The following is a 25,196-nucleotide window of genomic DNA, read 5'->3' on the forward strand; positions in this document are numbered from 1 at the left end:
TATGTCCTCGGATAAGGACACAGAAGGGGAACCGACCAGCAGACCGAAGCTGGAAGACTCCCTCGAGACTGAGACGTGCTTCAACTGTGGCGAGAACGTCCCTTACGTCGTTTACGATGTCGACCACCACCGCCTCCCGGTAGCAGTGATATGGTTCGACGAAGGACACCCTGGTAGCAGATACGAACCACCAGAACCGGCCACTCTTTACGTCGAGTGCTTCAAGTGTTTTTCAGAGCGGTTCATAGTTGTACCTCGACTTTCCAAGATACACCACTGCCTCACTCCAAGTGAGGTTGCCAGAGCAATTGGAGAGCTAGAAGACGAGCTCAGGAGGGGCATCAAAAGGTTGCCAAGATACGGAAAGGAGTGCATGTGCTTCGAAAAACAGGTCCACGAGTTCGTCGAGGAAGAAGGGATCGCCAGAATCTGCCTAAACTGCGGAGGTTACGTACAGTAAACTCACAAAGCTAGAACACTAACGGTCTCTAGCTACAGCAGTCATAACGGTATTTTCACTGCAAACACAATGTTTTGACCGACCACGTAACCATTTTTTTCCACAAGAAACAATAAAAGTAACGCGCTTCACGCACATCCACACACAAATTGAGGTGACAACGCAGACTTACTCTTCCACTTGCTCCTCTCTCCTGTCCCCACCGACGAGGAGGTGGTTGGTATGGGCATAAGTAAAATCCGCAACTACAAGCCACACAGAGGCGTCCCGATTAGCAGGGACCTGAGTGCGTACGGAAAGCAGGTATACCTCGGCAACGGGCAGGGCTGCGACACGTTCTGGTTCGGCAACATCGAAGAGGCCAGAAAGTTCATAGACGCCTTTTACGACAGGATAGACGTCCACAAGAAAGGGCTGGGGCTGATACTCGAAGAGCTATGCAGGCGATGTCAGAACCACTACTCTCCCCACAGTAAAGAGTACAGGAAGTACAAGCCCTTCGCTTGCAGAAAGTTCAAGGAAGAGCTGACGACGAAAGCTCTTAAGGGCGTGCTACCATGAAGCAGGTAAAATTCTGCGATGGAGTAAGAAAATACACCCTAACGGCCTACGACGGCGGCGTCTGTATTGCCACCGAGTGCACTTTCTCCGGCTCACATTCCGAAATATTCCTGCCAAAAGCCCACTTAAAGGAGGTTACACGCTTTCTGACAGACGCTACACTGGCCACGAAACTGAAAACTCACTACGAGAATGCGGAAAAAGACGCTCCCAGAAGCGGCGAGGTCTTCCCCGAAGTCATAACCGCCCACGATTCTCTGCACGGAGTGAGTTTCGAAACCTTCGACGACTTGGAACTCGCCAAGACTTTCGCCGACTGCCTGAAAAAAAGCCTGAGCGAACGAGAGGTAGAGATATACACGCAAGTCGACGACGACAGAGGAGACAGAGTGTACGTAAGAGGACTACAGTGGGTAAACAGGACGGGAGTCTACGCCGTGGTCTGGAGATGACGAGACCAGTCTCCACCTCACCCCCCACGAGGTGGTGTCTATGTCCGCCGATAGTGGAAACCGGTCAACCAAAAACTGTCAACTAACTGTTAACAGTAAACTAAAAACCAACAATGGTAAATCGAGGAGAGAGAAGGTCAGAAACGCGATAAACACAGTCCTCGACCTCATCGAGAGAGAGAAGCTGGAGTACGTGGCCTTGGCGGTTTTCAGAGTGAACGGCAACAAGCCCTCGGACAACTGGAGTTTCTTCAACCGAATGCTCATGTTCGCCCACGGCACAACTGATGCAAGAGGATTCAGGCAGTGGCAGCAGGTTGGGAGGAGAGTGAAGAAGGGAGCGAAGGCGTTCCACATCCTCGTGCCAGTGTTCAAGAAGGTGCCAGTGAAGAGAAAGGAAGTGACGGAGAAAATAGAGGAGCTGAGGGAGGAGCACTGCAGGAAGAGGTGTGTCGTCGAGGGTTCAGAGGTACGAGGGCACTGCGGGCAGTGCTGGGTTGCAGATGAGATTCTAAAACTGAAAGAGGTAGAGGTATTTTACGTGGAGAAGCTCGTGAGATTCAAAGCGGCGCCGGTGTTCAGGAAGGAGGACACGGAGGGCGAACCACTGGAAGAGGACAAACTGCAAGAACAACTGAAGATACCCTGCGAGTTTCATGAGATAGTGGAGGAGCTCGGGCTGAAAGTCAGGGCAACGCCATTCGACGGCAGGTACTACGGGTGGTATTCTCCACACCGCAAGGAGATTGTCCTCGCATCTCCAGACCTACTGGTGTTCCTGCACGAACTCGCTCACGCGGTGGACGACAAGCTGCACGAGCTGAATGGCAGTAAGGAAGAGAGGGAAGTGGTGGCGGAGCTGTCGGCAGCGGTGATAGCGTACCTGCTGGGATACAAGGCGAACGTAAAGCACGTGAAGTACTACCTGCAGAACGTGAGTCCTCAGACGGTATACAGACTACTGAACAGGGTGGAGAGAGTGGTGGGATACGTGGTGGAGAGGACGAGGAGAGACCATCACACGACAAACTTGAACGAGAGCGTGAGTGCCACCACACCGCCAGCCCGCGTGGTGGTGTGATGAAGGTCGAAGTCCGCAGGATCGTGTTAGAGTGTAAAATCGACAGGAGCACCATAGCGTACTACATAGACCTACTGAACGAAAGCATACCACCGAGGTGAGAACACATGAAAGTGAAAACGCGGGCGTTTGCAGAACAGAACATGTACCTCGTAACTATGCACCTACCAAGCGAGCGCAGAATATCGAAATCGCTACCAAAGTACATCGACGAGTATCTGGCAGGAGGAGAGGAGATACGCCTAGTACGTGGCTACTTCCTCAACAAACTCCACAGGCTGAACGAGAAGGCGAGGACTGCAGCAACGAAGTACGGGGTAAGGGTAGACCCATCATGGTACCTGATGAGCGAGAGCGGCCTCAAAAAGTTCCTGAGAGATATCGACAGGGTGAGAGAAGAATACGACACATACGAGCAGATGCTCAACGACTTTCTGATACACGGAAAGTTACCCAAAATAGATAACGAGAGAGTAAAGCTGTACCCAGAGTACACGGAGAGAGTAAAGGAGTACCTCGCAGAGAGAGAGACTGAAGTGAAGCCCATCAAGATAGTGGAAGGGATAACGGTAAACATCCTACCGCTGCGCATCGACGAGAGTACGATAGCGAGGGTCGCCGACGAGAAGCTGAAGGCCGAGATCAGAAAGACCGCAGAGGAGATAAGAAAAAAGGTTGAGAAAGATGTCGAGGAGAGACTGGAAAATCTCGCGAAGAAGTTCAAGAACTTCAAGAGAATATCCAACCTGCCGAGCGTGAGAAAAGCCGTAGCGGAAGAGGTAGAAAACGTCAAAACGATCTGTAGCGAATACGGAATCGATATCCCGAAAGACATGGAGTACAAGATGGACGCCATGCTCGAAAGGTTCTACGGCAAAGTAACCGACCAAATGAGTAACGCGAGGGCGAGAGCCCTCGTAAAGAAGCTCACCGCGAGGTGAGTGGCGTGTGCATCGTCCACCACCTACTCCCCCTCCCCTACCGGAGGAGAGAACATGTGGACGAGAACGCTCCTGAGAAAGAGAAGCGCCCAGGTGAGCACGGTAGCGATCGTACCAAGCGACGACCCAAAAAGACTCGAACAACTCCTGAGAACCCTTGAAAGCGCAGGCTACAACACATCTCTCTGGAGCGTCCGTGGACTCTTCAGCGTCAAAAACGCCAAGAAGGACAGGGAGATCAGGTCAGAGTTCGGGGGTCCGATGGGTCTGGAAGAGGCTCTAAGATACGCGGACAGCACTTTCAGAAAGAGCGAGCACACGGCTCTCGTGATACTACCCGCAACGAGGAGCGACGTGCTCAACGCCTTCCTGAAGGACTGGGCCTTCGACTACGAGATATACGAGAGCGACTCGCTGGTAGTGGTGTTCGGATTCACGGAGCTGACCGAAGACGTGACGCGAAACGCCATAGTGATCGACGTACCCCTGTCCACTGAGGAGGAGAGGCGGGCACTCTGCGAGGAGATAGCAAACGACCTCGGCGTCGAATGGGACGAGCAGACCGTGGCAGCCGGAGCAGGACTAACGCTACACGAATTCGAGGCGGCACTGGTGGAATCCGTAGCGATCCGCAGAAAAATCACCGCCTCGCACATCACGGCGGTCAAGGTGGAGGTCGCAAAGAAGACTCGACTCCTGGAAATCGAGGAACCAAAGTTCGGATTCGAGAGGGTCGGCGGGTACGACGAAATCAAACTTTTCCTAAAACAGAACATCGTGAGGGTCTTCGAGGAGAGGGAGAGGGCGGAAACGCTGGCACTGAGACCACCGAGAGGTATACTCTTCTTCGGTCCCGGCGGTACGGGAAAGACGCTCTTCGCAAAAGCAATGGCAAGAGAGCTAAACCTGCCCTTTCTGAGGCTCAAAACCGAGAACATCGTCAGCAGGTGGTACGGAGAGACGGAGAGGTCGATGGCCAGGACCCTGAAGTTCGCGGAAGAGGTCGCACCGGCCGTGCTGTTCGTCGACGAGATCGACAGGTTCGGGAAAAGAGGACAGACGGGTGAACACGAGACGACGAGGAGAACCTTCTCGATACTGCTGGAGTGGCTGGGTGAGCAGGAGAGGAAGACGATAGTAGTCGCGGCAACGAACCGCCCACAGGATCTCGACGACGCCTTCGTGAGGGTCGGCAGGTTCGACTACATGATACCCGTGCTGCACCCAGACGCCGAGGCGAGGAAGAGCATACTGGAGGTGCACACGAGCGTCGCGAGGAAGGTACCGCTCGACGAGGACGTGGAGCTAACGGAGCTGGCAGAGAGGACGGAAGGTTTTAGCGGGGCAGAACTCGAGGAACTGGTGATAAGGGCCGCACGCGTGGCTTTCCGCAGAAATGCCGAGAAGGTCTGCTGGGACGACTTCGAGGAGGCGCTCGAAACGTTCAGGATAGACATGGCAGCGAGGGAGAGGCAGATCAAAGAGTACCGGCACCTCGCCAGCAGGTTCTGCAACGACCTGAGTCTGCTCAGAAACCAGCGATGACGCCACCCTTCCCCGGCGGTGGTAACATGATGTGGTCCGTCGAGAAAAACACCACGGTCCCGATCGGTTTCGAGTACAGCTACGACGGTCCCGACCGATTCAGACACGGAGAGCTGGTGGTGTACACCTCCCTTCGCGAGAGAGAGTACAAAGACAGAACGTACCTCGTAGCAGGCAAAAAGGTGGCGTCCGTCGGAGAGAGAACGTACACCACGGCTCCGCTGGGGAGTTTAGTACACGTAAACATCTCCTACGGCAGCAGAAGGAGGACATACGCCGAGTACGAGGGGTGGTTCGTCGTGGAGTACGGTGAGCACGAAGAGGAGCACGGAAACTTCAGGATAAGAACTAAAAACCTACAGAAACTCGTAAAACCCGACAAAGAACAACTCGCCGAAGCCGAAGCGGAGATCATAAACCACGGAACGCTGCCAAGCAGGTACGACCCGGTAAGGACCATCTACTTCTTCGCCAGAAGGTTCGGCGACGTGAGAGTGAACACCACGAGAGCCGACAGCCTCGCTACACAGATAGTCTTGGAACTCCTACGAAAGAGGCCAGAGATCATCGCAGAGCTCGGCTTCGACGTAAAAGAGGTCAGAAAAGCACTCGGCCACGCACCGACGATATCTCCAAGGGTGAGAGCTTTGAAAAAAGCGATGGAGCGAGACGCCAGTAAACGACGACTCACTCCCACTATCCCCAGTGGAGGTGGTGAGAGGTGAGCGTCGTCGTGTCAGCCAGCGTAAAAGTCCGAAACTGCACGCCGCAGATGCTGAAGGAGGCGGCAAAAATCCTGAAGCAGCGATACAGGGTCGAGGTTACGGACAGAAACATCGTCGTCAACAACATAACCGTGTACGCGAGAGACGGAGAGATCGTGGCAACCGCCGACAGCGACTACGTGACGAGGAGCGAACTACAAAAGACGCTCGACATCGTGAGGGACGCCGTGGTGGCGTCAGAACTCGTGAAGGTCGCAAACGCAATTGGTAAGAGCGTAAGCGTGAGGATAGGCAGCGAGGGCATCGCACTCGACATCGAGTGAGGTGACGCCCGTGACCGTAAGGATTAGGATCCGGAACGGAAAGATCCACGCCGACTTCGCAGGCTACGCAGGTGACAGCTGCGAGTTCGAAGCCAGAAAACTCCTGCAAGCCCTCTCGAAGTTCGAGGTCGCGGCACACGTCAGAAAGAAGGCGCGAGACGACGAGACAGAGGTGTCAGCGTGATCAACGCCTACATCTCGAACGGAAAGCTGCTGCTCACCGCTCACGCGGAACGACTCGAGAACCTGCTCGACGAACTTGAGCGCGAAGACACCCTCGAAGTGACGACCGAACTCCGCAGCCCATGTGGGTAAGCCCCAGTCGGCCATGGCCCTGTAAGACTTAAAAAACTGTAATTACTTTTTTAAAAGCTAAAAAAATAGTAATCCTTTTATATCTCAAACCACCAGCTACTCTAACCGAACCCGGCGACGGCGGTTGACTGTTCTGCGTCAAAAACTGACTCCGCACACGAGATAAGTGCACCCTGTTCTCGCCGTGGCATCGTGACGGAGTTAACGACAGGAGGTGATTTAGATATGGGTAACCTGTTCATCCCTCTCAAGACCATCTCAAAACTGAAAAGTGAGAACATCCCCCCGCAGATAGTACTGCCCACCCTGGCCCTCAAACACCCGCCGAACGTCTACGCCTCCAGGCTCTACAACGACACCAGCACCCCGGCGAGGTGTCAAAAATGATGGAAACGGAGCGGGAGAGAGTGATCGAAATTGAAAGGAACACCGAAACAGAAACCGTTCCAGACATGTGTCCAGAGTGCGGCGGTTCTAGGCTGATAATGGACTTCAGGAGGGGCGAGAAGTACTGCCAAGACTGCGGTCTCGTCGTGGACGAGATGTACATCGACCCGGGACCCGAGTGGTCATTCTACGAGTCCGCACACATCAGGAGAGTGAGGACCGGCCCGGCGATCAGTCACGCACTCCACGACAGGGGACTCTCCACGGAGATCGGATACAGCAACAAAGACGGTACCGGCAAAAGACTCGACGAGAACGCAAAGGCACTGGCCACGAGAATCAGGAACGCCCACAAGAAACAGAAAATACGCGGTTCGGCAGACAGAAACCTCGTCGCAGCCATGACCGAAATAGACAGGCTGGTGTCTTCCCTCGGCCTCCCTCCGAGCATAAAAGAGAGAGCCGCCACGATATACAAAAAAGCGTGGACACTGAAACTGACGAAAGGCAGACACTGTGACGCCCTCGCAGCGGCGTCGGTGTACGCGGCGGTGAGAGAGGCCGGCCTACCAAGGACGCTCAACGAAGTGGTGAAACTCTCCCACGCCAAGAAGAGGAACATCGGCAGAGCCTACAGGGCAATCGTACGGGAGCTCAACATAAACGCCAACCCGACCGACCCGTGGGACCTCGTCAGGAGGTACTCCTTCGCCCTAGAGCTAGACACCAAGACGAGAGACGAGGCAGAGAGACTCCTAGGCGAGGTGATAGAAAACAACCTGTCGACGGGCAGAGACCCACGGAGTCTGGTCGCGGCGGTGATATACATAGCGTCCCACCTGACGAAGAACGCGAGAACCCAGAGAGAGATCGCCGAGAAGGTAGGAGTGACCGAGGTAACCATCAGAAACCGCTACAAGGAGATAATCGACAAACTGAACATGAACCTGCTACTCTACTCCCGATGAGGGGTAGCATGAAGCTGACCATCATCCGCGACCCCTTCGTGGTCGCCGAAGTCCTGGGCGAACTCAAAATCAACCTCCGCAAACGAATAGACACGACCTACCTTCAGAGTCTCTTCTACCTGTTCGCCGATCGACTGGAGCTCAACTACGTGTTCAAGATCAAAAACGACGTCGTGTTCTCGAAAGCACTGGAAGAAGACCTCAAACTCCTCAGGGCCATCGGAACCAGCCTGCTACCCCGAAAACTCGTCGACAGCACCACGACGAACGCCATCAAGACGTCAGCAGAACACTTCACCGAAGCGGAACTCACCACGCTCGCAAAAATTAAGGCAGAGATGGACGGCATCGCTCCCAATTACCTCACCAGAAGGAGAGAAAGCCTCGAAAAGTGGTACCAGTTCTGCAGCAGGATCGGTGACCAGAACGTCAGAACACCCCTCGCGGAGACACCGATCCCCCGGTGAGGTGTCAAACGTGTCAAACGTGAGTGAAGACGTCCTCTCCGTGATGGAGGTGTTCACGCACGACAGGTTCCCGAGGGAAGTGGGGAAAAAACTCCCAAGAGGTTTCGTGAGAAACCTCTACGTCACGAACGTCGAAGAACTGACGTCCTTCGCGCTGGAAAACGAACAAAACGCGAAAGACCGCTTCGTCACGGTTTACAGCTTCGACGGCAGTTTCGAGAACGGAAGGATGTGGGACAGGGACGCCGCAATCATCGACCGGCTCTTCATAGACATCGACAGCGACGACCTACGCGTTTCGCTCGCCGAAACGAAGAAACTCGTAAGGAAGCTCCTGAACACCTCCATCGTCCCTCTGGTCATGTTCAGCGGCGCAAAGGGGTTCCACGTGCACATCACGTTCGAACCGGTGAAGCTGAAAATACCTTCATCACTGAAAAGGTTCGGAGCACACGTCGTAGCCAAGTACTCCCTGCAGCACGCAGACCCCTCGGTCTTCGAGAGGGCCAGACTGTGCAGGCTCCCACACACGATCAACTCCAAAACCAACCTGAAGACGGTGCTGGTACACCCGAAGAAGCTGCTGAGCATGACCGTGGAGGAAGTGATAAGGCAGTCGAAGGCAAACGTCTCCGAGTTCGAAGAGCCGAACTACGCAGACTGGGACTACGACCTCACGGTCATAGACGAGCTCGCCGCAGAAGAACTGGAGCAGGGGGGGAACGCAACGAACGGTCCAGTCCAAGTTTCGGGCTCCCCACCCACGGACGAGGCAACCACGAAATACGGCGAGACGAGCCCGTTCTTCAGAAGAAAGAGAATCGCAGAGTACATCCTCGCAATGCAACAGTACGGACAACTGACCCGAGATCCCGCCATCGCAAGAATACACTCCAGATCAGAGTACTACAAAGAACACAGAAACCCGGGAGGACTGGAGCACATCGCGAGGGTGTACCTCGTCAACCTGCTCATCGAGGAGGGGTACAGCGACGAGGAGATACACGCAATCTTCCGGTTCGCCAGCGACTACAACTACGATACCACCCAGAGGTTCATCGACTACAACAGACGCAGGAAGATTGCGACGACGGTCAGAACGCCGGTCCCTCAGCCCGCATAGCCCCGGTGAGGTGAGCAGATCATGAAAGAAAGAATAGAAAGTATCGCCAGAGAAATGTGTAAGAAGTACGAGGTAAACGAGGAGGAGGTCAAATCCAAACTGACCCTGCTCATCGCGGAGTACAAAGTCCCAGAGAAAGAAGCGGTAAAGGCAATAGTCAACCAGATCCTGAAGGACAGAGAAACGAGCGTCAAACCGATCGACACAAAACTGGACGGCCTCGAAACTCTGCACGAGGGCGAGCTCGCCAACGTCACGGTAAGAGTGGTCAAAGTGTACGAAGGTGACGGTAGGAGACCATCAGCGGCACTCGTCGGTGACGAGACCGGAATGTGCAGGGTGGTCTGGTGGTCCAGAAACAACAAAGTTTCACTCGAGAACAACAAATGTTACAGAATTGAGGGAGCGAGGGTCGTCGAGTTCAGAGGGCGAAAAGAGCTCCAGATACTCGAGACGACGAACACGGAAGAAGTGGACGTGAAGATAAAACTACCGGACAACAAAACGGAGTTCACGGGAGTGATCGTCGACACCTCCAGAAACAGCGGACTCATCCCCACATGCCCCAAGTGCGGAAGGCACGCCCCGAAAAAGAGCTGTCCCGAGCACGGCAAAATTAAGCCTACCATCACGTACAAAGTCAGACTCACACTCGACGACGGGGAGAGGTGCATCAGCGCACTGTTCAACGACGAGCTCGTCGAGAAACTCACCGGAATAAGCAAAAAGGAGGCGCTTCAGATGGCAAAAGCGGAGCTGAACCTCGACGTGGTGAGGGAGAGGATAGACGAAGCCCTGTTCGGGAAATACATCACCGTAAAAGGCAGGAAGATAAGGGACACGATACTCGTCGACGAGTTCGAGTTCGTCAAGGACGAACCCACAGAGACGCAGGAGTACGAGATAGAAGAAGAGGTGATCGACTTCACGGACCTCCTGAACGACACCGACTCCCCGACCGACGAACTAATCAGCATTCTCGAGGACGAAGAGAAACAAATCACAGAGGAGAGGTGACAAAAATGCCGAAGAGACAAACCGCAAAGAGGCTGTTCATAACAGAGATCCTCAACACCCACGAACAGGTCGAAAAGGACGGGACGAAGTTCGCAATTACGCCCCTGGGGGACGAAGTGAACAGGGTGTTCCTCGTGGCAACGATCCTCGAGTGCCGCGACAACGGAGAAACGATAAGACTGAGACTCGCGGATCCGACAGGAGGAATGTCCGTCTGGATCTCGAACAAAACACCGGAGCTCCAACAAAAAGCGGCCGAACTCGCAGAAGAGTTCAGCCTCGTAGCGATAAGCGGAAAACTCAGAGTCGTAAACGAGACCTTCACCACGGTCCGCGTTGAAAAGATAGGAAAAGCGGACGAGACGACGAGAAGATTATGGGTCAGGGACGCCGTGAGGAGGGTCAAGAAACTCCTGAACAACGCAAAGGACGAAAACTTCGCAAAAAGAATGGAAGAACACGTAAGAGAGATCGAGATGGCCGAGCAAACGGCATAAGGTCTTCTCAACCACTCCACGGTTGTTTTTTTTGTTTATCATCTCGCCGAGGTGTGTCTCTCTACCGTTTCGAGTACCACCTACGCACGCACGAGTAATTCACGTACGCCGCCCTCGCCGGCAACCAGGCAAAGAGGAGTCCGAGAACCTTGTAACCGTGAATAGGATAAAACCAGGCCACGAGTGTCGTGGCAACGGCACCTAAAGCCACTGTGGCGACGAGCCTGAGTTTTGCGAGCCTTCTCTTCCTCTTACTAACGTTCTCAGGTGGATCAGGTGTCAACACTGAGTTAAGGACGAAAGCCGTAACGTAACAGGCCTTCTTCATTATACCCTCCAACGTGTAACTCATCTCCGCATTGTCGATGACCCAATCTACTCTACTCCAGTCGTTCGTAGAGTCCACCAATCCATCGTGGATCTGAGGATCGGCAATAGGTTCGAAGGAGAACTCCAGTTCTTTCTTGTAGTGTCTGCCTCCAAGATGCAACACGAGGCCGCCAAAGCTCCTGTCCTGCAAGTAGTGGATAGCCCTACCAGCATTGTAGCCCGCGCTGTAAAGTTCTCCCTTCCTGTTACACTCCCTCGCCCTGGCAACGTACTTCCTTATGGCGTTCTTGGAGTAGTCGTGGTGGCCGAGGGGGTCGAGGGGCGTCTCATTAAAAGGGTCGAGTATACCGTCCTCGAGCCCCGCAAGAAACTCCTGCGGCAGGTTGGCGCCACACTGAACCATATTCTGCACGACCGCCAGCGTAATCCGAAGGTGGTCGTCCGGCTCCACGTTTTTCTCTTCGACTCTTTCACATATAAGTATTGTGAACTGGATCGCGGCCGAACCAGAGGCGGCAACTCACCTCTTCCCCGTACTCATCGAATTTTCTCCGTCTCTTCCCACGCATCGTCTAACAGCTCAAGAACCCCTACTATCTTCCCCACTTGCTCCTTTACGACGGCGTCCCACTCCGGCGAGAGCTTAAGTTCACCTGTCAGGACGATGGCGGTCAGAGGGTTCCTTATCCCGTCTATCAGCCTGACGATTTTCTCCAAATTTTTATTTAGCTGCCCCTGAATCTCCACTAGCCTGACTGCAAAAGATACGTCCTGTGCGAGTGCATCCAGCAGCTTTCTCTCCTTCTCCGACAGCACCCGCGCCGCGTGGATCTCAATGTACCCTATCTCCCTGCCACCCACCACCAGCGGCAGCCTCACGACATCGCCAGAATTGTCCGGCTCCCCTGCCGAGTGTCTCACACCCCTTATACACACTTCCACACACCTAAAGTCATCCACGGCCAGTAGAGTCTCCCCAACACCCTTTACAATTTCTCCCACGGACGGAGCCCTCAGAATCACCCTCCCCACATCCTTGATGGTCTCACACAGCCGTTGCGTCCAGACTTCAGAAGAGATGTCGACGGCCACGACGAGACACTTAACCTCATCTCCCTCTCGAAGAGGACAGTAGACCGTGTGAAAGTGAATGTGGTCCCTACTCTCCCTCACCGCAATTGATTCTCCCCCCTCAATTGCACGCGTTATTCTGCCCATCCTCTCCTGGGCGACACTCTCGTCAAACAGCTCGAAGACTGACTTTCCAATCGGGTTGGTACCTATCTTCGCTACCGCCGCCGGATTGGCGTCTTCAACCGTCCCGTCTGCACGGACGACGAGGATGGAAACTGGCGCGTTCTCGAAGATGGCTGTGTACCTCCTCACGACGGTGTTCACCGCCTTCAAGAACGTGCGGAGTTCGTCTTCCAGTTTAACCACCTCACCTACGAGAGCGTCTCAGCCACGCAGAACTTACCTTCGACATGTACTTATGAACCTCCTTTCCATATAAGTCCTCCTCTCAACGGTGGCCCTAGCGGCAACGCTAATATATTCACGCGTCCGGAAAAAGATCATGGGAAAGCTGCTGCTCTCCAACAACGCCGACGAGGTTCTCATAAACTTCCTAAGGGACAGAGACAAGATCTTCAGGAAGCTGGGAGTAAGGATTCTCGAAGACGGCAGACCGGCAAAAACAGATGAAATCTATGTGGGCAGTAAAATCGAGCTGGAGTCCCCAAACTTCAGAAACGCCCCAGACGTATCGCGGGTAGTAATGGAGCTCACCCCCGACATGAGGTCGGAGTTTTTCTACCTACTGCCAAAACTCAGACCCTTCGTTTCCTACGAGTACACTCCCTTAGGCTCGCACCTCTGGCTCCACGCTGAAGAGAAAATTGAGCGTGTTCGCCTAACTTGCCCGTTCTGCGGAGCGGAAGGAGAGTACGCACTCTCACAGTCCGGGGTGATCTATCCCGACATCTGCGAGTGCGGAGTCAACGTGTCTGTCGATGTGTCTGACGGACTGAACTTCTCGGTTACCGGGATAGCAGACTTTGGCGTAAGAGGGAAGAGAGTAAAAGCAGGAGTTGTAGAGTACTCAGCCGCTAAACTGGAAGGCGTTCCGAAGAGTTTCGAAGAGAGACTCATCGACGTGCTCCATACGCCCGAGGCGGGGACAGATGGGCCGCTCACATTGCCGGCAAAGGGCGACAGCCCGCTCCATACGGGTGCTCTTACCGGAAAAACACCGGAGAACTGCCACCTCAACTACCCCGACGATTCCCTCTACGATGGGGCAGTTTACTTCACCAAAAGAGAGAAACCGCTCCATCGAGAGTTGTGTGTCGTCTTTTACAGAAAAAACTTCGACAAAGAGAGACTCCTCATTGCGGAATCCGCTTCTCCTCTAATAGTGAGCAAAATCAAGGCAGTTTTCCACAGGCTGAAAGACTCCCAACTCTCCGTCCTGGTTGACGGTAAAGAGGTCGAAGACCCTTCGAATCTCGTACCGGGGGTAGCTATCGAGATTGCGTCAGAACTGTTCATCCCGCAGGGAGAAAAGATGGTGCTGCCCGTACAACTCGGTGATCTTCCCCCAGACAGCCCCTTCTTTCTCCTCGACCCACTCCTCGACATTTCCATTACCGACGACGGATTTATAACATTAGAACCTGCAGAACTACATGAAGCGACCCTGAAATGTCCGTTTTGTGGAGAAGAAGAGACGTATCTTCTTTCCAGCCAGAGCGATGAGACGTATCCTTCCACGTGTGACTGTGGAGCCATGGTGTCGGCAGTCGATTTCGTGCCTTTACCAGAAATCAACGAGGAGAGCCTTGAAAAGTTCCTGAACAGAGTGGTGGAGAAAACAGAATACGGCGAAGCTCTCTCACCTGTAGAGGAGAGCATACTGTCACAGCTCGATAAAGGCTACATAGTCGAAAAGAGAACGGTCGAAGGTGTGGAGTGGATAAAAGTCAAAAAACTCACCGAGAGGGCGAGGGGAGTACCATATCCGTGCCTCAACTCCATCGTCGTACCCACGACCGTGTGGTTGACAGACCTGGGCCACTGCTGGATAGCCTTCGAGAAAGACGACGTGGAATACGTCACCCCACCCTAATCCTTTTTTCTCCCGAAGTCGGAGACGGTGAGAAAGTACTTTTATAAGAAGCCGTGATATGTAAGGTACGAGATGAAAGAGGTCATTAGCGCGTCCGAGTTGGAAGAGTACATTTACTGCCCCGTGGCGTGGTACATGCACAGAAGCGGCGTGACGCCAAAATCCACGAACATCGGTAGGGGGATACTACACCACGGAGAAGAACAGAGAAAAATTCTGAAGGCTCGCCGAAACCTCGAATCCGCAAAAAAAGTGTACTACGCCGGCGTGGCCCTTCTCGTACTCGCCCTAATCTTTCTGCTGGTGCGACTATGGACTACCTGATCGTCCTAGCCACCGTCGGAGGAGTACTACTAATTGCATACGCCCACCACCTGAAAAAATCTGCCGAGAACAGTAGCACTGCCAACATTGTGTACATGGATCTTTCGAAGTTCGTCGTCAGAAAAAGCGGCGTAGGCGGTTTACCCAGCGATGTCCTCTTCTCACGCAAGCTAATGCTCAAGGGTAAACCCGACAGAATTGTCCTAGAAAAGGGACACTACGTCCCGGTCGAACTGAAGAGTTCCAAAAGACCGGCGAGCCCGTACCCCGGACACGTCATGCAACTCGCGGCGTACTGTGCACTAATCGAAGAGGTGACCGGAAGGAGAGTTCCACACGGCTACATCCAATACGCGGACGGGGAACCATTTAAGATACTCTTCGACGAACGCCTGAAAACAGAACTGATAAACACACTCGACGAGATGAGACTGGCTCTAAGAACTGGAAACGTCAGGCCCACGAGGAACAAGAGAAAGTGCGAGAACTGCTCGATGGCTTATCGTTGTCCAACATCGCGTAAGCGTATAAACACCTAACTGTATATACACTTAGACAGATGAGTGTACAAACAGGGAAGTCGACCACGTAACACACTTTTACTTTTCGAGTAGATTTCAAGTGATGCTCCCAGAACTCGATAACTGGTACCTCTACCTCAAACACCGCTCCCCCTCCACGGCGAGGACGTACCTTCGCGCACTGAACAGGTTCTGCAGCGAGTGTCGCGTAACTCCCAGAGAGCTGCTCACCATGGATGACAGCGATGTCGTGTCCCTCCTCACGGACTTCGTCAATAGAAACGGGGGTAAGGAAGGCAGCATCCGCCCCGTAGTTTTCGCCGTGAAGAACTGGTTGAAGTTCAACGGCAGGCCCGTTTACGCCAGGATCCGGACTCGCGATAACGAGACCACTCCAACGAGAGAGATTGTTAAAAAAGTACTCGCCGCCGCTCCCACCAGGACGAAAGTGATACTCTCCCTGATGGCATTTTCCGGACTCGCGATAACGTCAATCTGCAATGTCGACGGTACAGATGGATTGAGGCTCGGCGACATCCCAGATCTCGACATAGAAAGAACGAGGTTCGAGAGGGTTCCGGCACAGATCGTCGTGAGAGACGAGCTCAGCAAAAGAGGAGAGTACACAACATTCGCAAGTCGACAAACGTGCGGCTACATCCTGTCTTACCTCCGGATCAGAAAGAGCGACGGAGAAGCGCTAAACGAGAGTTCCCCCCTCGTAGTGAAGCGGAAAAGAAGGTTCGTCAATGCCGCATACGCCAGTAAGCTCGCGTCTGACGCCATAAGACTCGCAGGTTTCACCTTCCCCCCAAACGCCCTCCGCCACTACTTTGAGTCGCAGTTACTAAGAGCGGTGAGTTCGCGCCTCGTCCCGAGAGAGTACGGCTCATGTTGGATGGGACACGAGAAGATGGATTTGTCCTTTGACGTCATCGAAGACATGAGGAGCAAGTTCGACTACATGGCCAGGCTGTACCTCGAAACCGCACAAAGTTGACCCCACCCTTACGGTATCCTGCCCAAGCTTCTCTCCGCGAGACACCAGCGTTCGTCGGAAAGGTTTATTTACTCACACGGTGATAGTAAACTATCACGGTGATAGTATGTACTTCGACCCGAGGACCTCAGGGTGATCCTGAGCGGGTCGGAGGTGGGACTACTCTACGACTTTTTAGGAACGAACGACGCGCGTGCCCCCCTCTACGGCAGGTACTTCCACGAGATAAAGCTGAACAGGTTCAGCCACTCGGAGAGCGTGGCCTTTCTGACGAAAGGTTTCGAGCAAGTGAACATGGAGGTGCAGAGAGAGGTGATCGAGTACGCCGTGGAGAGGTTGGACGGGGTAGTCGGCTGGCTCGTGAACTTCGGCTGGAAGAGCGTGCAGACCGGAGAGGCGACGACGAAGTCAGTCGACGAAGTACTGGAAGAGGCGGGGGAGCTCGCACTGGACGAGTTCAAGTCGTTCCTCGAAAAACACGCTCCCGCAGACCGGAGACTCGCCGAGGTCGCAAAGGCCATCGCGAGCGGAAAGAACAGGTGGTCGGACATAAAGAGAGCTCTGGAAAGGAGCGAGAGGAGAGAGATACCCGACATGTCCTTGTCGAGACTCCTCAACACCCTCCTCAAGGCCACCTACATCGAGAAAACAGTGGAGGGGAGAAACGTTCAGTACAGGATCGTGGATCCAGTACTGGAGCACGCTCTCAGACGAGAAGACTTCCACGCGTAGTCACGGAAGTCCGCCACCTCTTCAGACACACCTGACTCCGTCGTCCGCAATCTGGCTTTTCCTTGGAACAGTTGAAGTGACTGAAACCACGAAAAATGGAAACGAAGAGAACCCACGTCGGGGAGGGACTTAATTTTTCGATTTTATATTACTACTTCTTTCTTTCAATCCCAACTGGGAGGACTTGACGTCATTCCTTGACCTTCTCCCTTATAAACTTTTCCGACCGGCCCGGTCGACGACGCGCTTGACCATCCCGAAGCCCATGCTGTTGCGTCTGCCGAACCCCACCTGGTACCCCAGCCTGATCAGCTCCTCGTCCCCCTCCACCTCGAAGTACATCTCGACGCACCTGTGCATCGCGTTGCCGACCCTCTTCAGCTTCCTCTTGGGCTCCCTGAGCGGCGTTATCCTCTCCACGCACCCGTCGGGATCCCTACCGTACAGTGCCCTGTACTTGTTCTCGAGGTTCCTCGAGACCAGCTCCACGAACCCCTCGTCCTCCGGCGTCAGCCACACCTCCCTGCCCCCCGCGGTGTACGAGACGATCACGGGGCTGAGGGTGTAGAACCGCTCCCTCCTCCCGATCCTCTCCGGCTCACGCACCACGTACACCTGCAAAACCGGCAACCTCGCCCTTCCGACCACGACCTCCCCCGCCTCCAGAACTCCCCTCACGAAGTTGACGAACACGTCCTCCCTGGCGGTGGAGAACTGCAGGTGCGCCATGTCGCCCAGCACCTCCATGCGGTCGCCCCTGACCCTGAACCTCCTCCCCGGTATCATCAACTGACTGAAGGTGTACAGCTTGTACCTCCCGCTCCCGTGCAGTCTGGAGCTCCACTCCCCGTCGACCCTCTCGAAGGTGCGGTATATCCACGAGGCGAGCAGGTACTGGTGGTCCATCGGTATCACGGTCCCCGGAACCACGGAGAGCTCGACGTCGACCCTCATCCCACCACCACCGGTCACGGCAACTCCCTCAGCTCGTGAAACTCCTTCAGCAACCTCAGCTCCTCGTTGATCTCCCTGACGATCCTTTTGATGTTCTTTCTCTTCCTCTCGAGCCTGTGCCTCATCACCCTGACGTAGTCCTTCCAGTCGCCCCTCTTCGTCCATTTTTCTCTAAACTCTTCGAGAGACATCTCCCCCTTCCTGACTTTCTGATAGTCGTCGTAAACTCCACTCTCGCCCTTCTTAGACCCCCACTTTGCGTAGAATTCGAGCAGCTCCATTTCACCATCTACCACCTTCAACCAGTCCTCGATGAACTCCCTCTCCTTCATAGTAAGGATCCAACACTTTCTCATTAGATAATGTATTTCAGGACAGTTTATAAATTACAACTATTTGTAATAGTGATTTTGAGTGAATTATAATTGAGTGCTATATGCTATGACGCCCGAGATTCTTATCATCCCATCCAGCCTTTTTCAACCCTTCCAAAATCTTTCTGTGAAGCACAGGTGTCAGCGTTTTATCGACAATGAACCTCACGACATCGTCAGGAGTGTAGTAGGCACCTTTCATTTTTTGTTCGTTCGTCCCGGTTCCCGAGATGAAGTTGATGGTCTTCTCGAATATATATCCCAAAATATCTGGATTGATACTATCGCTATTACTACCGCTAAGTGTGAAGGTATACCTCTCGATAATGTTGTCTATAACCAGAAAAAGACCGTCGTTCTCCACGTAATAACTCCTCTCATTTTTTAACATGTGCTCCCCTATTTCGACCCGCTTTTTCTTTTATTTTCTTCTTTTGTTTACCCATTCACGACACCTTTGGAAACATCGAATTTCCAACCGACCTCACACGAGCTCCACCCGTTTCTCGTACTTCGTGCCCTTCAACGTCTTACAGAGCTCTCTATCCAGCGTGATGAGTTTTGCCTCCAGTTCGACTGCGAGAGCAAGAAAGAGAGCGTCGTAGACCGTCACACCGCAACTGATTGCGAGGTCAAAGGCCGCACTCAGAACCTTTTTTGCGTCGACGACCTCGCAGACTCCATCAACGAAGTCGATAGCCTTTTCTAAAGCTCGTCTAACGAGAGCTGCATCTTCTCCGTAAATCCTAACCCTCTTCCACGCAGCGTTGGCAACCTCTGAATAAATCTGGCTAACGGTGTATCGCTCAGGAAATCTCATAACGACTTCCTCAGCCCTCTCGGACGCGTCCTCTCTAAAAAACAAGGCAACCACAACGCTTGAGTCGAGAACGGCTTTACCGTCCATCTCTATCCTCCCTGATCAGCTTCGCAGCAGAAACGCTGCTTTTCATCCTGTTTCTCAACTCTCTCCCTTCCATAAGCAACTTCTTCGCATATTCATCCCGCACTCTCCTCTCAATGAATCGCCTTATTTCATCCTGCCAGTTGACGTCGACACCCTCCATCATCTTCTTGATCTCCTCGGGTATTCTCACACTATATACGACTTTCGTCATCAACCTTAGTTGTCTCTTACCGTAAATAAACGTTTCTCCACTTTCTCACCTACTCCACGGAGCTTCAGCCATCAATTCCAGTTCTCAACACATCCATGAGTTTGGTAGCCCCTTTTGGGTTCGTTCATCCAATTGCGCGAGCGAGAGGGGGTTCACAGATGTGGCGATCCTTGCAGTTGCGGAAAAACATGGAAAACTTGCCACATACGATAAGAGACCCAGATGAAAACATAAGCCAAGAGCCGAGTTCCGAACCTTTTTACATCCGTTACAAATTTTTGTAATACGTTTTCCAGATTTTCAAGTACGGAATAGGGTAATTTACCAGACACTACTATCGGGAAAACTTAAATACGGTCGAGGAGAGTGTCTGCATGGACCTTGAGAGGTGGGTGTTCTCCCTGAGGTCCCACAGTTTAACCACGGCGAAGGTGTACTCCAACGCCCTCGACAGGTTCTGCGAGTTCGCGTCGATCACTCCCCGGGAGGTGGTCGAGGATGTCGAGAGGACGGAGAGGGCGCTCGTGGAGTTCGTGAAGCGACACCCTGCCAGCAGTGCGAGAGCAGTATACTACGCGGTGAGGAGCTGGCTGAGGTTCAACGGGGTCGAGATGAAACTGAAACTGAGGTTCGACGTCGAGAGCAGGGTGGCTAGGGAGGAGGCGGTTCCCAAGCCGGAGGACGTGAAGAAGCTCATCGACTACGCCCCGCTCAAGACGAAAGTGGTGATAGCGCTGATGGCCTACGCGGGCGTGAGGCCGGAGGTCATAGGCAACCACGACGGCAGCAACGGTTTGAGGGTGGAGGACCTGCCGGAACTGTCTCTCTATCCCGACCCGAAGTTCCTCGTCACACCCGCGAGGGTGGTGGTGAGGCCGTCGCTGAGCAAGGCGAGGCACCAGTACTTCACGTTCCTCAACGACCGCGCGTGCGAGGTGGTGGAGAGGTACCTGAAGAAGAGGGGAAACGTCGAACCTGCAGAACCACTCGTGGAGGGTAAGAACGGCGAATTTCTGAAGACGGGGTCTATAAGCACGGCCGTCAGGAGGGTGATACGGCTCTGCGGGTTCGAGTTCAGGCCCTACGCCCTGCGACACTTCTTCGACACGTACATGCTCATGGCGGAGGGTGCGAGGATAATCCCGAGGGACTACAGGGTGTTCTGGATGGGTCACAGGGGGGACATCGAAGCAGTCTACACGACCAACAAGAACAAACTTCCCCCCGAGCTTGTGGAGGACATGAGGAGTAAGTACGAGAGGGCCAGCGAACTGCTCCTGCAGGAAAGGGGGAGGGAAAGGGAGGAGGCAGAACCAACGCAGAAGGTCGTGAGCTGCGAGGAAGTGGACGGGTACCTCGAGAGAGGCTGGGTCTACGTCACGACGCTGCCGAACGGGAAGGTCATCGTGAAGCGACCCTGATCTGGAGCAAAGCTTGCTATTCTACGACCTCGAAAAAAGCCCTGAGAACATTTGTAATCCTCCTCCCCCTGTCCGTAAGCCGGTACATATCTTGACTTTTCTCCACGATAGCAAGCTCTTGCAGAGCCCTCAAACGTTTGCTCAAAGCACTCGGATTCAGTCGGGATTCGAACACTAACTGAGAGAACCTGCGAGGCCCCTTTTCAAGACTCCGAAGTACGTCACTCACACCGCTTCTACCTAGAACCTTCAGAACCCCCTGGACCTCCGGATCCCCAAAGAAGGGTTTCGCGTCAAGTGAACATTTCCTCATCTCCACCCCCTCTCTCCAAGTTTTTAGAGGGCGAGAGTGAAGTATCTACTACCAACAGGGAAAAAAACATTTCTGACTCTCGTGACAACACAATTCATCCCAACCAAAAAGACTCCCGACCTGTATTTGTGTATAAACACATAAACGCTTAAACACCAAGACGTTTAGACAGACACACACCCCTCATTTCCAGTCGAGACCCGGGAGAGCGTGCACCCTCACAAACGACACAGAGACACCACGAATCCTCATGTAAGGCGTGCCGACTGTAAATAACGAGAGCGAAAACACACGCTATATTATGAGGTACGCACAACCACCAAGCTCGTATCGCCCGTCAGGCGGCCCAGCCCCATACGGGAAGAAGGCACCGTTTGTAGCATCGAAGACGAAAACCTCACCGTCGTAACTCACGAGAACATTGAACGTGTGCGGGGAGACATTATTGCAGTTATACACAATCCCGACCGCGGTCACACCGCGTTCCGAGGCAAAAGCCTTAAACGCGATAGCGTAGTCGTCACAGTCGTACAGATCTTCTCTGTACTCCTTCTTGGTCGACAAAAAGGCCGCCGCCAATTTAGACAGGTTCGCCACATCCGTAGTTGCATACTTCCTATCGAGAAGGCCGTAATTTTTGGGGACGATCTCGCTCACGAGTTTTTCAACCGCTCCACTCGTGAGTGTGTGGACGGGAAAATTAGGAGGTGGCGTAGATACTGTTTGAAGAGGGTGATACGTAGCCTCGTAGACCGCCAGTGCTGCGCCGACCGCCACAGCGTACACGAGTGGAAAGAATAGTACGACATCCCTCTTTCTCATAACCTTTCCTTAACCGATTTTATTTTAAAAGTGTTCATGCAAAAACACGACCCCTCGTTTCCAGTCGAGGGAGTGTATAAACACATAAACGCTTAAACACCAAGACGTTTAGACAGACACACACCCCTCATTTCCAGTCGAGAACGGTGCGAGGACGGGAGGAGTGCATTCGACAAGAAATGAGGGGTTGCAGTGGAAATGTAGGAAATGAGGTTAGACTTATATACGACCGCAATAAATATCGACTATGGGTGACGATGGCTACAACTTCATGAAAAAACTGCTGAAAAGTGAATCCATTCTCATGAGAAGACCTGAGGTGTTCCTCGAAAGCTACATCCCTCCACGTATTCTCGGTAGAGACAGACAACTCGAAGAACTGGCGTTCTACCTGAAATACGTCACGAGGGGTGTGCAACACCCACACATCATCATCCACGGTAGACCGGGCGTGGGAAAGTCCGTAGTCGTCCGATACGCACTCAAAGGCGTGAGCGAGTTTCTCGACCGTGAAGTTTCGGACACGTCCTACAAATACTCGTACGTCCTGTGTCGAGACCACCGTTCAGAGGGAAAAATTCTGGAGAAAATAATAGGAGACATTACCGGTGAGGAGGTCAGTTTCGTCGGGCACAGCATCAGCAAACACTACAAAGAGCTGAAAAACGCCGTCGAAGAGTTTGGGGGGACGGTAACAATAGTCCTCGACGAGGCTAACCTGATGACGCGACCGAACGATGTGCTGTATAACCTATCCAGGTTTTCGGTGGACAGGGGGGGCATCTCCATCATATGTATAACCAACTCCGCGACGTTTTTGGACAACCTGGAGTCGTCCGTTCTTTCCAGTTTATCCCCCGCAAGGATCGTTTTTCCGTCGTACACGTCACCCGAACTGGAGTTGATACTCAAGGACAGGGCCAGGGAGGGACTCTACCCGGACGTCCTCGAAGACGGCGTGATCCAGTACTGCGCCGCCGTAGGGGCTCACGAGGACGGAGATGCGAGGAGGGCAATTGCCCTCCTGAAGCTCGCCGTCATGATCGCCGAAAGGGAGAAAAGCGACATCGTCACCGTTGAACACGCGAAGAAAGCCCTAAAAGAACTTGAGAAAGACGTTATCGGACAAACGGTGATAAAACTACCCCCCCACGAAAAGATCGTTTTACTGTCCATAGCGAGCCTCTCGAAAGTTCTCTCGGAGGTATACGGCCAAAAAGACGTGAAGGTTACGACCGGACAAATCTACGGTATGTACCAGAGTATCTGCAGGAGTATTGGCGTGTCCCCACTCACCTTGAGGAGGGTGGGAGATTTCATCAGGACGTTGAGCGAGCTCGAACTCATCGACACCGTGAAGGTTCACAGAGGTAGATACGGTCTGACGAGAACCGTCGTGTTGGGAGGCAAACCAGAATACTACATCCAGACGATACTCGAAGACCAGAGATTCAGTTTTCTGACGATAGACGAACTTCACAACATGGCCGCCAACTTCAGGAAGTGATCCTCAAGCTCTCCTCGAGGAGTTCCTTAAGAACCTTAGCGTCGAAGAGGAGCGTGTACGTTCTGCTCGTTCTACCTCTCATTTTCAATATGTCCATGTCCACGAGCGTTCTCAAGGCTTTTTTGGCCTTTTCCATCGTGATGTCTTCGTTGAAGACGTTCATGTACTCGCTGACGATTTTCGGAACCTTCTGACTGGACTCACCTTCGAGGTTGAGCTTCGCTACCACATAGAGGACCTTCTTTGAACTGGGATCAAGCGATCTGATGATTACATCGTAGACATCCATTGTTCGGAATGTTTACATAGGAATTGATAAGATTTTTTCTTCTCTGAACCTTCCTTATTTTGTAAATTGAAAAAAGGTAGCAAATAGCACACTTCCAAGATACATATCTTTCAGTTTCTCGACTGGAAATGAGGGGTGTGTCTCCCCCACCGAATGTGTGTCTAAATGTATGTATGTATAAGCATTCTTACAATTAAGCGTACATACACTAAGAGTAAACAGCCCCGCTTAAAGTGTCAAATCACAAAAATTGAGAGTTTACAACAGATCGCTACGCCAAGGGATCAGGGCAAAATTCTGGGAAACTTCCTCAACAAGAATTTTCTCGTGTCTTCGTCCCACTCTTCCCATTTTTCCTTGAACAGTTGGTTGACGAGGCCCTCCACTATCTGGGACATGTTTTCCTCCTCGACTATAGCAATTGCTGCGAGCCTGTCTCTCGCTACTGGGTCGAGAGTGAAACCTACGAGTTTCCTCTTCCTCTTCTGTTTGGGTCTCTTCTCCTCTCCTTCCACTCTTTCGGGAGGTTTTCTTGTTTCGGGGGCTTCAACTTTTGGCTTCTGGTCGATCAGGGAGGTGATCAGGTCAGCCTTCTTTTTCTTCACCTTCTCGTCAAGCTGCAGGTCACCCACAGTATCACCTCACGAGCTTTACGATGTCGCTGGCCACCTGTTCGTATATTTTCAGAGCCCTCTTCGCCGTTGTACTTTCGACATCGTAAAGCGTCTTTTTGTCCTCTATCATTTCTTCAAAGGCCGCACTTTCCGGGACGGGAGGGTACACCCTAACGACATCCGAGAAGCTACTCAACCTCTCTAGGTTTTTCTGTGCAGACTTCAGGCGTTTCTGATACCTCACCGGCAGTATGCCTAGTATCTGCAGATTTCTGTTGAGTTTTTCTTTCACCTGCTCGATCGTGTCGAAGAGCATGAGGAGCCCCTGTACCGAGAGACCCTTCGTCTCCACCGGGATCAGGATATAGTTTGCCGCAACCAACGCGTTCAGGGTCAGTATGCTGAGGGTAGGCTGGCAGTCTATGAGTACGACGTCGAAGGAATCTACATCTTCGAGAACAGACGAAAGTACAGATTCTCTCGCCAGGGCGTTAAGGAGGGTGATGTTCAACCTCTCCAGGTACGCGTTGGAAGGGGCCAGCATTATCTCCGCACCGCCGACGGTGATGGGTACAGTTATATCGGTGACCTTCGTCCTCTCTCCTTTCTGCGTGTAACTCTCAAGAACGTCGTCCATTCCCACCTCGACGGTGTCCGGGTCTATACCGAACGCGGACGTCAGGTGTGCCTGCGGGTCAAGGTCTATGGCCAGGACCTTCAACCCTTTTCGTCCGAGTATGTACGAGAGATGCAGGACAGTAGTCGTTTTACCTGTTCCCCCCTTCTGATTCACACACGCGAGTTTAATCATATTAGTGTTTAGACACTTTTAAATATAAATACTTATAGCTTCATACCCGTCCCGGGTCTCGACTGGAAATGAGGGGT

The 25,196-nt window shown here is 53.0% G+C and carries 35 protein-coding genes; 23 read left to right on the forward strand and 12 right to left on the reverse strand.

Translation table 11 applies throughout. The features are described 5' to 3' along the window. The first annotated feature begins 1 nt into the window (after position 1). The 16 genes from JFQ59_RS10415 (at position 2) to JFQ59_RS10485 (ending at position 10,862) form a co-directional block, all read left to right on the forward strand. Positions 2–460 (forward strand): hypothetical protein, encoded by a 459-nt coding sequence (locus JFQ59_RS10415; RefSeq protein ID WP_202320374.1) that lies wholly within the window; start codon positions 2–4, stop codon positions 458–460. A gap of 222 nt (positions 461–682) precedes the next feature. Beyond that, positions 683–1,021, forward strand: coding sequence for a hypothetical protein (locus JFQ59_RS10420; protein WP_202320375.1), 339 nt, complete (start codon positions 683–685; stop codon positions 1,019–1,021). After that, positions 1,018–1,473, forward strand: coding sequence for a hypothetical protein (locus JFQ59_RS10425; protein ID WP_202320376.1), 456 nt, complete (start codon positions 1,018–1,020; stop codon positions 1,471–1,473). Before JFQ59_RS10420 ends, JFQ59_RS10425 begins: the two co-directional genes overlap by 4 nt. Before the next feature lie 40 nt (positions 1,474–1,513). Beyond that, positions 1,514–2,554, forward strand: a complete 1,041-nt coding sequence (locus JFQ59_RS10430) for a zincin-like metallopeptidase domain-containing protein (RefSeq protein ID WP_202320377.1) — start codon at positions 1,514–1,516, stop codon at positions 2,552–2,554. 107 nt (positions 2,555–2,661) lie between these two features. After that, entirely contained in the window at positions 2,662–3,495 is an 834-nt protein-coding gene (locus JFQ59_RS10435; RefSeq protein ID WP_202320378.1) for a hypothetical protein, read from the forward strand. A gap of 54 nt (positions 3,496–3,549) precedes the next feature. After that, positions 3,550–5,040, forward strand: coding sequence for an ATP-binding protein (locus tag JFQ59_RS10440; RefSeq protein ID WP_202320379.1), 1,491 nt, complete (start codon positions 3,550–3,552; stop codon positions 5,038–5,040). Positions 5,041–5,066: 26 nt separating this feature from the next. Continuing rightward, on the forward strand, positions 5,067–5,765 hold the full coding sequence (locus tag JFQ59_RS10445) for a hypothetical protein (protein WP_202320380.1): 699 nt from the start codon (positions 5,067–5,069) through the stop codon (positions 5,763–5,765). Then, positions 5,762–6,088 carry a hypothetical protein gene (locus JFQ59_RS10450; RefSeq protein ID WP_202320381.1) on the forward strand — a complete coding sequence of 109 codons (327 nt, stop codon included), beginning with the start codon at positions 5,762–5,764 and terminating at the stop codon, positions 6,086–6,088. The genes JFQ59_RS10445 and JFQ59_RS10450 overlap by 4 nt, the downstream gene beginning before the upstream one ends. Before the next feature lie 10 nt (positions 6,089–6,098). Beyond that, positions 6,099–6,272, forward strand: a complete 174-nt coding sequence (locus JFQ59_RS10455) for a hypothetical protein (RefSeq protein ID WP_202320382.1) — start codon at positions 6,099–6,101, stop codon at positions 6,270–6,272. After that, complete coding sequence (locus JFQ59_RS12600; RefSeq protein ID WP_269140586.1) at positions 6,269–6,403, forward strand: hypothetical protein; 135 nt, start codon at positions 6,269–6,271, stop codon at positions 6,401–6,403. The genes JFQ59_RS10455 and JFQ59_RS12600 overlap by 4 nt, the downstream gene beginning before the upstream one ends. 225 nt (positions 6,404–6,628) lie before the next feature. Beyond that, positions 6,629–6,790 (forward strand): hypothetical protein, encoded by a 162-nt coding sequence (locus JFQ59_RS10460; protein WP_202320383.1) that lies wholly within the window; start codon positions 6,629–6,631, stop codon positions 6,788–6,790. Beyond that, positions 6,787–7,758 carry a transcription initiation factor IIB gene (locus JFQ59_RS10465; protein WP_202320384.1) on the forward strand — a complete coding sequence of 324 codons (972 nt, stop codon included), beginning with the start codon at positions 6,787–6,789 and terminating at the stop codon, positions 7,756–7,758. The genes JFQ59_RS10460 and JFQ59_RS10465 overlap by 4 nt, the downstream gene beginning before the upstream one ends. 8 nt (positions 7,759–7,766) lie before the next feature. Continuing rightward, complete coding sequence (locus JFQ59_RS10470; RefSeq protein WP_202320385.1) at positions 7,767–8,225, forward strand: hypothetical protein; 459 nt, start codon at positions 7,767–7,769, stop codon at positions 8,223–8,225. 10 nt (positions 8,226–8,235) lie between these two features. Beyond that, complete coding sequence (locus tag JFQ59_RS10475) at positions 8,236–9,348, forward strand: bifunctional DNA primase/polymerase (RefSeq protein ID WP_202320386.1); 1,113 nt, start codon at positions 8,236–8,238, stop codon at positions 9,346–9,348. A 21-nt stretch (positions 9,349–9,369) separates the two neighbouring features. Continuing rightward, the gene (locus JFQ59_RS10480; RefSeq protein ID WP_202320387.1) at positions 9,370–10,365 is read left to right on the forward strand and encodes a hypothetical protein; all 996 of its coding nucleotides are present in this window, start codon (positions 9,370–9,372) and stop codon (positions 10,363–10,365) included. Between the two features lie 5 nt (positions 10,366–10,370). Next, complete coding sequence (locus JFQ59_RS10485; RefSeq protein WP_202320388.1) at positions 10,371–10,862, forward strand: hypothetical protein; 492 nt, start codon at positions 10,371–10,373, stop codon at positions 10,860–10,862. 61 nt (positions 10,863–10,923) lie between these two features. Here the strand turns inward: JFQ59_RS10485 and JFQ59_RS10490 are convergent, their stop codons facing one another. Further along, positions 10,924–11,643, reverse strand: a complete 720-nt coding sequence (locus JFQ59_RS10490) for a phospholipase C/P1 nuclease family protein (protein WP_202320389.1) — start codon at positions 11,641–11,643, stop codon at positions 10,924–10,926. Between the two features lie 86 nt (positions 11,644–11,729). Continuing rightward, positions 11,730–12,632 carry a PAS domain-containing protein gene (locus tag JFQ59_RS10495; protein ID WP_202320390.1) on the reverse strand — a complete coding sequence of 301 codons (903 nt, stop codon included), beginning with the start codon at positions 12,630–12,632 and terminating at the stop codon, positions 11,730–11,732. A gap of 136 nt (positions 12,633–12,768) precedes the next feature. Here JFQ59_RS10495 and JFQ59_RS10500 point away from each other — a divergent pair, with 136 nt between their 5' ends. From JFQ59_RS10500 to JFQ59_RS10520, 5 genes are all read left to right on the forward strand, one after another. Continuing rightward, positions 12,769–14,319, forward strand: coding sequence for a hypothetical protein (locus JFQ59_RS10500; protein ID WP_202320391.1), 1,551 nt, complete (start codon positions 12,769–12,771; stop codon positions 14,317–14,319). A gap of 72 nt (positions 14,320–14,391) precedes the next feature. Next, entirely contained in the window at positions 14,392–14,643 is a 252-nt protein-coding gene (locus tag JFQ59_RS10505; RefSeq protein ID WP_202320392.1) for a hypothetical protein, read from the forward strand. Further along, a complete protein-coding gene (gene cas4, locus JFQ59_RS10510; RefSeq protein WP_202320393.1) occupies positions 14,631–15,182 on the forward strand; it encodes a CRISPR-associated protein Cas4 in 552 nt (183 codons plus the stop codon). Before JFQ59_RS10505 ends, cas4 begins: the two co-directional genes overlap by 13 nt. 85 nt (positions 15,183–15,267) lie before the next feature. Further along, a complete protein-coding gene (locus tag JFQ59_RS10515) occupies positions 15,268–16,164 on the forward strand; it encodes a site-specific integrase (RefSeq protein WP_202320394.1) in 897 nt (298 codons plus the stop codon). A gap of 153 nt (positions 16,165–16,317) precedes the next feature. After that, positions 16,318–16,896, forward strand: a complete 579-nt coding sequence (locus JFQ59_RS10520) for an AAA family ATPase (protein ID WP_202320395.1) — start codon at positions 16,318–16,320, stop codon at positions 16,894–16,896. 210 nt (positions 16,897–17,106) lie between these two features. On the opposite strand, the gene cas6 is transcribed toward JFQ59_RS10520, so the two are convergent. The 5 genes from cas6 to vapB form a co-directional block, all read right to left on the reverse strand. Beyond that, a complete protein-coding gene (gene cas6, locus JFQ59_RS10525) occupies positions 17,107–17,850 on the reverse strand; it encodes a CRISPR-associated endoribonuclease Cas6 (RefSeq protein WP_202320396.1) in 744 nt (247 codons plus the stop codon). A 14-nt stretch (positions 17,851–17,864) separates the two neighbouring features. Continuing rightward, on the reverse strand, positions 17,865–18,206 hold the full coding sequence (locus JFQ59_RS10530) for a hypothetical protein (protein ID WP_202320397.1): 342 nt from the start codon (positions 18,204–18,206) through the stop codon (positions 17,865–17,867). Positions 18,207–18,282: 76 nt separating this feature from the next. After that, on the reverse strand, positions 18,283–18,615 hold the full coding sequence (locus JFQ59_RS10535) for an SAM-dependent DNA methyltransferase (RefSeq protein ID WP_202320398.1): 333 nt from the start codon (positions 18,613–18,615) through the stop codon (positions 18,283–18,285). Positions 18,616–18,708: 93 nt separating this feature from the next. Next, the gene (locus JFQ59_RS10540) at positions 18,709–19,131 is read right to left on the reverse strand and encodes a type II toxin-antitoxin system VapC family toxin (protein ID WP_202320399.1); all 423 of its coding nucleotides are present in this window, start codon (positions 19,129–19,131) and stop codon (positions 18,709–18,711) included. Continuing rightward, a complete protein-coding gene (vapB, locus tag JFQ59_RS10545; protein WP_202320432.1) occupies positions 19,121–19,342 on the reverse strand; it encodes a type II toxin-antitoxin system VapB family antitoxin in 222 nt (73 codons plus the stop codon). The genes JFQ59_RS10540 and vapB overlap by 11 nt, the downstream gene beginning before the upstream one ends. A gap of 374 nt (positions 19,343–19,716) precedes the next feature. Between vapB and JFQ59_RS10550 the strand changes: the two genes are divergently transcribed. Next, positions 19,717–20,763, forward strand: a complete 1,047-nt coding sequence (locus JFQ59_RS10550) for a tyrosine-type recombinase/integrase (RefSeq protein ID WP_202320400.1) — start codon at positions 19,717–19,719, stop codon at positions 20,761–20,763. Positions 20,764–20,779: 16 nt separating this feature from the next. On the opposite strand, the gene JFQ59_RS10555 is transcribed toward JFQ59_RS10550, so the two are convergent. Continuing rightward, positions 20,780–21,076: a winged helix-turn-helix transcriptional regulator gene (locus JFQ59_RS10555; RefSeq protein WP_202320401.1), complete on the reverse strand. Its 297-nt coding sequence runs from the start codon at positions 21,074–21,076 to the stop codon at positions 20,780–20,782. Between the two features lie 294 nt (positions 21,077–21,370). Further along, a complete protein-coding gene (locus JFQ59_RS10560) occupies positions 21,371–21,898 on the reverse strand; it encodes a lectin MOA-related protein (protein WP_202320402.1) in 528 nt (175 codons plus the stop codon). A gap of 247 nt (positions 21,899–22,145) precedes the next feature. Between JFQ59_RS10560 and JFQ59_RS10565 the strand changes: the two genes are divergently transcribed. Further along, entirely contained in the window at positions 22,146–23,405 is a 1,260-nt protein-coding gene (locus JFQ59_RS10565; RefSeq protein ID WP_202320403.1) for a Cdc6/Cdc18 family protein, read from the forward strand. Here JFQ59_RS10565 and JFQ59_RS10570 read toward each other — a convergent pair. The 3 genes from JFQ59_RS10570 to JFQ59_RS10580 form a co-directional block, all read right to left on the reverse strand. After that, positions 23,395–23,694 (reverse strand): hypothetical protein, encoded by a 300-nt coding sequence (locus JFQ59_RS10570; protein WP_202320404.1) that lies wholly within the window; start codon positions 23,692–23,694, stop codon positions 23,395–23,397. The genes JFQ59_RS10565 and JFQ59_RS10570 overlap by 11 nt on opposite strands. Positions 23,695–23,978: 284 nt before the next feature. Next, on the reverse strand, positions 23,979–24,326 hold the full coding sequence (locus tag JFQ59_RS10575; protein ID WP_202320405.1) for a hypothetical protein: 348 nt from the start codon (positions 24,324–24,326) through the stop codon (positions 23,979–23,981). A gap of 4 nt (positions 24,327–24,330) precedes the next feature. Continuing rightward, a complete protein-coding gene (locus JFQ59_RS10580) occupies positions 24,331–25,119 on the reverse strand; it encodes a ParA family protein (protein ID WP_202320406.1) in 789 nt (262 codons plus the stop codon). Positions 25,120–25,196: the final 77 nt, after the last annotated feature.

The sequence above is a fragment of the Archaeoglobus neptunius genome (genome assembly GCF_016757965.1).
In the GTDB taxonomy this organism is placed as follows: domain Archaea; phylum Halobacteriota; class Archaeoglobi; order Archaeoglobales; family Archaeoglobaceae; genus Archaeoglobus; species Archaeoglobus neptunius.

What these genes read in the sequence shown, in the direction of transcription:
- JFQ59_RS10415 (WP_202320374.1), top strand. Translation starts at nt 2, where the DNA reads ATGTCCTCGGATAAGGACACAGAAGGGGAACCGACCAGCAGACCGAAG.
- JFQ59_RS10550 (WP_202320400.1), top strand. Translation starts at nt 19,717, where the DNA reads ATGGACCTTGAGAGGTGGGTGTTCTCCCTGAGGTCCCACAGTTTAACC.
- JFQ59_RS10430 (WP_202320377.1), top strand. Translation starts at nt 1,514, where the DNA reads ATGTCCGCCGATAGTGGAAACCGGTCAACCAAAAACTGTCAACTAACT.
- JFQ59_RS10425 (WP_202320376.1), top strand. Translation starts at nt 1,018, where the DNA reads ATGAAGCAGGTAAAATTCTGCGATGGAGTAAGAAAATACACCCTAACG.
- JFQ59_RS10460 (WP_202320383.1), top strand. Translation starts at nt 6,629, where the DNA reads ATGGGTAACCTGTTCATCCCTCTCAAGACCATCTCAAAACTGAAAAGT.
- JFQ59_RS10500 (WP_202320391.1), top strand. Translation starts at nt 12,769, where the DNA reads ATGGGAAAGCTGCTGCTCTCCAACAACGCCGACGAGGTTCTCATAAAC.
- JFQ59_RS10555 (WP_202320401.1), bottom strand. Translation starts at nt 21,076, where the DNA reads ATGAGGAAATGTTCACTTGACGCGAAACCCTTCTTTGGGGATCCGGAG.
- JFQ59_RS10530 (WP_202320397.1), bottom strand. Translation starts at nt 18,206, where the DNA reads ATGAGAAAGTGTTGGATCCTTACTATGAAGGAGAGGGAGTTCATCGAG.
- JFQ59_RS10470 (WP_202320385.1), top strand. Translation starts at nt 7,767, where the DNA reads ATGAAGCTGACCATCATCCGCGACCCCTTCGTGGTCGCCGAAGTCCTG.
- JFQ59_RS10420 (WP_202320375.1), top strand. Translation starts at nt 683, where the DNA reads ATGGGCATAAGTAAAATCCGCAACTACAAGCCACACAGAGGCGTCCCG.
- JFQ59_RS10560 (WP_202320402.1), bottom strand. Translation starts at nt 21,898, where the DNA reads ATGAGAAAGAGGGATGTCGTACTATTCTTTCCACTCGTGTACGCTGTG.
- JFQ59_RS10565 (WP_202320403.1), top strand. Translation starts at nt 22,146, where the DNA reads ATGGGTGACGATGGCTACAACTTCATGAAAAAACTGCTGAAAAGTGAA.
- JFQ59_RS10440 (WP_202320379.1), top strand. Translation starts at nt 3,550, where the DNA reads ATGTGGACGAGAACGCTCCTGAGAAAGAGAAGCGCCCAGGTGAGCACG.
- JFQ59_RS10465 (WP_202320384.1), top strand. Translation starts at nt 6,787, where the DNA reads ATGATGGAAACGGAGCGGGAGAGAGTGATCGAAATTGAAAGGAACACC.
- JFQ59_RS10535 (WP_202320398.1), bottom strand. Translation starts at nt 18,615, where the DNA reads ATGTTAAAAAATGAGAGGAGTTATTACGTGGAGAACGACGGTCTTTTT.
- JFQ59_RS10505 (WP_202320392.1), top strand. Translation starts at nt 14,392, where the DNA reads ATGAAAGAGGTCATTAGCGCGTCCGAGTTGGAAGAGTACATTTACTGC.
- JFQ59_RS10515 (WP_202320394.1), top strand. Translation starts at nt 15,268, where the DNA reads ATGCTCCCAGAACTCGATAACTGGTACCTCTACCTCAAACACCGCTCC.
- vapB (WP_202320432.1), bottom strand. Translation starts at nt 19,342, where the DNA reads ATGACGAAAGTCGTATATAGTGTGAGAATACCCGAGGAGATCAAGAAG.
- cas6 (WP_202320396.1), bottom strand. Translation starts at nt 17,850, where the DNA reads ATGAGGGTCGACGTCGAGCTCTCCGTGGTTCCGGGGACCGTGATACCG.
- cas4 (WP_202320393.1), top strand. Translation starts at nt 14,631, where the DNA reads ATGGACTACCTGATCGTCCTAGCCACCGTCGGAGGAGTACTACTAATT.
- JFQ59_RS10445 (WP_202320380.1), top strand. Translation starts at nt 5,067, where the DNA reads ATGATGTGGTCCGTCGAGAAAAACACCACGGTCCCGATCGGTTTCGAG.
- JFQ59_RS10485 (WP_202320388.1), top strand. Translation starts at nt 10,371, where the DNA reads ATGCCGAAGAGACAAACCGCAAAGAGGCTGTTCATAACAGAGATCCTC.
- JFQ59_RS10480 (WP_202320387.1), top strand. Translation starts at nt 9,370, where the DNA reads ATGAAAGAAAGAATAGAAAGTATCGCCAGAGAAATGTGTAAGAAGTAC.
- JFQ59_RS10570 (WP_202320404.1), bottom strand. Translation starts at nt 23,694, where the DNA reads ATGGATGTCTACGATGTAATCATCAGATCGCTTGATCCCAGTTCAAAG.
- JFQ59_RS10540 (WP_202320399.1), bottom strand. Translation starts at nt 19,131, where the DNA reads ATGGACGGTAAAGCCGTTCTCGACTCAAGCGTTGTGGTTGCCTTGTTT.
- JFQ59_RS10580 (WP_202320406.1), bottom strand. Translation starts at nt 25,119, where the DNA reads ATGATTAAACTCGCGTGTGTGAATCAGAAGGGGGGAACAGGTAAAACG.
- JFQ59_RS10435 (WP_202320378.1), top strand. Translation starts at nt 2,662, where the DNA reads ATGAAAGTGAAAACGCGGGCGTTTGCAGAACAGAACATGTACCTCGTA.